Raw genomic sequence first — 4371 nt, forward strand, 5'->3', positions numbered from 1 at the left:
AATTAATCGATATCATGAATAGCGCTCGTATGTCGCAATTCGGGTATCTCATACCGCGGCACAGTAGTTGACTGTGCTCGCGATCAGATGCTCCTCACTCATATATAAGTGAATTCTTCTTGTTTGGATCGGATGAATGATTGCTATCATTCTGTCTGATAAATCGCAGAAAAGAATCGAGTCTGGAAGAATGATCTTCCATCTCTCTCCTATCGCTATGCGGCTCTCAAGGTACGCGGGTGCGACCCCGGGGACCGGGTGCTGCGGGGAATCATCCTGGCGGACATCTACCGGACGGGCTCCTGCCCTCTATTCGAGTTAAAGTGTTTTCTCTCTAAGAATGTATCTCCCTAGAAAGGAGGTGATCCAGCCGCACCTTCCGGTACGGCTACCTTGTTACGACTTCACCCCCCTCACCCTCCACACCTTCGGCGCCTCCCCCCTCTCGGTTGGGCCGGCGACTTCGGGTGCAGACGACTCGGGTGGTGTGACGGGCGGTGTGTACAAGGCCCGGGAACGCATTCACCGCGGCATGCTGATCCGCGATTACTAGCAACTCCGACTTCATGGGGGCGGGTTGCAGCCCCCAATCCGAACTGGGGCCGGCTTTCCGGGATCCGCTCCCCCTCGCGGGGTGGCATCCCTCTGTACCGGCCATTGTAGCACGTGTGCAGCCCAGGGCATAAGGGGCATGATGACTTGACGTCGTCCCCGCCCTCCTCCGCCTTGACGGCGGCGGTCCCGCGTGGGTTCCCGGCATCACCCGATGGCAACACGCGGCGGGGGTTGCGCTCGTTGCGGGACTTAACCCAACATCTCACGACACGAGCTGACGACAGCCATGCACCACCTGTATGGGCTCCTCTCGGCCACGGGGTCTCCCCCGCTTCACCCATATGTCAAGCCCTGGTAAGGTTCTTCGCGTTGCTTCGAATTAAGCCACATGCTCCGCTGCTTGTGCGGGCCCCCGTCAATTCCTTTGAGTTTTAGCCTTGCGGCCGTACTCCCCAGGCGGGACGCTTAATGCGTTGGCTGCGGCACGGGGGGATCGTCCCCCCACACCTAGCGTCCATCGTTTACGGCTGGGACTACCAGGGTATCTAATCCTGTTCGCTCCCCCAGCTTTCGCGCCTCAGCGTCGGTCTCGGCCCAGAGGGCCGCCTTCGCCACCGGTGTTCCACCCGATATCTGCGCATTCCACCGCTACACCGGGTGTTCCACCCTCCCCTACCGGACCCAAGCCGCGGAGGTTCCGGGGGCTTCGGGGGGTTGAGCCCCCCGCTTCGACCCCCGGCCTGCCGGGCCGCCTACGCGCGCTTTACGCCCAATGAATCCGGATAACGCTCGCCCCCTACGTATTACCGCGGCTGCTGGCACGTAGTTAGCCGGGGCTTCTTCTGCAGGTACAGTCTTGACTCTTCCCTGCTGAAAGCGGTTTACGACCCGAAGGCCTCCGTCCCGCACGCGGCGTCGCTGCGTCAGGGTTCCCCCCATTGCGCAAGATTCCCCACTGCTGCCTCCCGTAGGAGTCTGGGCCGTGTCTCAGTCCCAATCTGGCCGGTCGGTCTCTCAACCCGGCTACCCGTTGTCGGCACGGTGGGCCGTCACCCCGCCGTCTACCTGATGGGCCGCGGAGCCATCCCCTCCCGTCGGGGCTTTAGCCGGGGTGCCATGCGGCACCCCGGGGTATCCGGTATTACCCGTCCTTTCGGGCGGCTATCCCGGGGGAGGGGGCAGGTTCTCCACGTGTTACTCAGCCGTTCGCCACTCGCTTCCCTCCGGAGAGGGGTGCCGTTCGACTTGCATGTGTTAGGCGCGCCGCCAGCGTTCATCCTGAGCCAGGATCGAACTCTCCGTCCAAAATATTCTGGGCTTCGAGCCCGTCCGGTCCTCTCAGTCCATCGCTGATCGGTTCCGTTCGATTCATATGGTTTTAGTATAGGAAAAGGAATTTCTCGGGGCCGCCTCTCGGCGGCCTTGCGAAAAACAAATCCAAGTTAGACCATTTCAAATGGTTCGATGTCTGCCCGGATGCGACACTGAATGTGTCCATCCTCGCAGTATCCGGTTCTCAAGGTGCACGCTGTGCGGCTGATCCGGTCCGACCGGGCCGCGCGGCAAGGAGATATATTGCCAGACCGGAGGGCCCCCGGGGGCGGGAATCTGGGCGTACACATTTCCTACACATATAAGGACTCTCGGCTGGCTGGATAATATAAGAGGGGGCCTCGTTTCCGAGACCCCCTCTTTCGTCTATCTATAGAAATAGGCTTTCAAAGCCTTAGGCCAACAGCTTGCGACCGGACTCCTCAATCGCGTCAAGTGCTGCATCAGCCTCGGCGGCATCCGCGCCCTTGGCAAAGATATACAGCTTGATCTTGGGCTCGGTGCCAGAAGGACGGACGATACCCTTGTTACCACCCTCGAGATCGAACTCAATGACATTAGCCTTCGGCAGGCCGTTCACGCAGGTGTTGTAATCCACGACGGCCTCAATCTTGGAACCGGCGAGCTCCGCGGGCGGGTTCTCGCGCAGACCGGCCATGATGCCGGCCATCTTTGCCGCACCCTCAGCACCCGGATAGCTCAGCGAAATCGTCTTATTGTGGTAGTAGCCATACTTCTCGTACAGCTCGTGCATCGCGTCGGCGAGGTTCTTACCCTGCAGCTTGTAATACTGAGCCATCTGGCAAATCAGCAGCGAAGTGCTCACGGCGTCCTTGTCGCGCACGTGATCACCAGCCAGATAACCGTAGCTCTCCTCAAAACCGAAGATAAAGCGATCGACTTCACCGGCATCGGAAAGCGAGGTAATGATGTCACCGATGTACTTGAAGCCCGTCAGGCAGCGACGGAGCTCAAAGCCATATTCCTCGGCCAGAGCATCGACCATGGCGGAAGAAACAATGGTAGTAACCGCGACCTTCTTAGTGAGGTCCTCGCCGCGGGCGGCACGGGTCTTGCAAATATAGTCGAGCAGCAGGACGCCCATCTCGTTACCGGTCAGCAGCAGATAGTCATCGCCATTCTTAACGGCAACACCAACACGGTCGGCGTCGGGATCGGTCGCAAGCAGCAGATCGGGGTGAACCTGCTCGCAGAGATCGATGCCCTTCTGCATGGCCTGTCGGATCTCGGGGTTAGGATACGGGCAGGTCGGGAAATCGCCGTTAGGTTCCTTCTGCTCGGGAACAACCGTGACATCAGTGATGCCAGCGCGCTCGAGCACCGTGGTGACGGGAATGAGGCCGGTACCATTCAGCGGCGTATAGACAAGCTTGAGCGGTGCGCCGGCAATCTCCTCGGCAGAAAGATTCGTAACGCCGCGAGCGAGAACGGCGTCGTAATAACGCTCGAGGCACGAGTCATCGATCCATTTGACCAGGCCCTGCTCAAGAGCCTCATCGAAGTCCATGGACTTCACACCGGTGAACGTATCGGTCTCGGCGATAGCCTTAGAAATTGCATCGGCGGCCTCGCTGGTGATCTGGCAGCCGTCGGGGCCATAGGCCTTATAGCCGTTATACGGTGCCGGGTTATGACTAGCGGTCATGCAAATGCCACCGGAGCACTTAAGATCACGGACGGCCCAGGAGAGCGTCGGCACAGGAGAAATCTTGGGATAAACGAGGGCAGTCACGCCGTTTGCTGCAAGAATGGCAGCCGTCGTCTTAACGAACAGCTCACCTTTATTGCGGCTATCGCGAGCGATGGCAACCGTTGGATGCTCGAAGGTCGCATTGAGGTAGTCAGCGAATCCCTGGGTCGCACGACCGACCGTATAGATATTCATACGGTTAGTGCCCGCACCGATAGTGCCGCGAAGGCCGGCAGTACCGAAGGCGAGATCTTGGAAGAAAGCATCGGTGATGGCGTCCTCATCACCCTGCTCCTTCATCGTGTTAAGCTCAGCGAGGAGCTCCTCGTCCTTGACATTGGCAATCCAAGTATCAAGCAGCTCATGAACATCTGCCATGTGAGTCCTTCCGTCACAATCAATAAAACGACCCGTGTAAAAACAGGACAAGCGCAGCAGTGCGCTAAAGCAAATATTAGTCCATTGAGAACAGAGAACCGACCAAAGAACGGTGAACGTCTATATTCAGCGGTGGATGATTAAATTGATTTAATTGCATAAGGAATGTTGCCTGTAAACGCAAAAAAGGGGGGAGGCCGCGAGGCCTCCCCCTTCTTCAAGTCTTGCGACGGCTCGGTGCCGTCCACCGGTCAGCGGCGCCCTGGCCTCCCACGGGCTGGCCCCGCAGTACTCTCGGCGCGATGGGGCTTAGCTTCCGGGTTCGGAACGGGACCGGGCGTGCCCCCCATGCTCTGGCCGCTGACCGGTGGGCGGCGCCCACCGTTACGGTGTCC

At 59.1% G+C, this 4371-nt stretch carries 1 protein-coding gene and 2 rRNA genes; all 3 read right to left on the reverse strand.

Annotated elements, in window-relative coordinates; all coding sequences use genetic code 11:
* Nucleotides 1-354: 354 nt before the first annotated feature.
* Nucleotides 355-1860: ribosomal RNA gene (locus tag DW925_RS09830) — 16S ribosomal RNA — on the reverse strand.
* Nucleotides 1861-2281: 421 nt separating this feature from the next.
* The gene (locus DW925_RS09835; protein WP_055252695.1) at nt 2282-3976 is read right to left on the reverse strand and encodes a phospho-sugar mutase; all 1695 of its coding nucleotides are present in this window, start codon (nt 3974-3976) and stop codon (nt 2282-2284) included.
* 249 nt (nt 3977-4225) lie between these two features.
* Nucleotides 4226-4341: ribosomal RNA gene (gene rrf, locus DW925_RS09840) — 5S ribosomal RNA — on the reverse strand.
* Between the last annotated feature and the right edge of the window lie 30 nt (nt 4342-4371).

This window comes from Collinsella sp. AM43-1, from assembly GCF_003467925.1.
Lineage (GTDB): Bacteria > Actinomycetota > Coriobacteriia > Coriobacteriales > Coriobacteriaceae > Collinsella.

Excerpts from the sequence above, each read along its gene's own strand:
- DW925_RS09835 (WP_055252695.1), bottom strand. The coding sequence starts at position 3,976 with ATGGCAGATGTTCATGAGCTGCTTGATACTTGGATTGCCAATGTCAAG.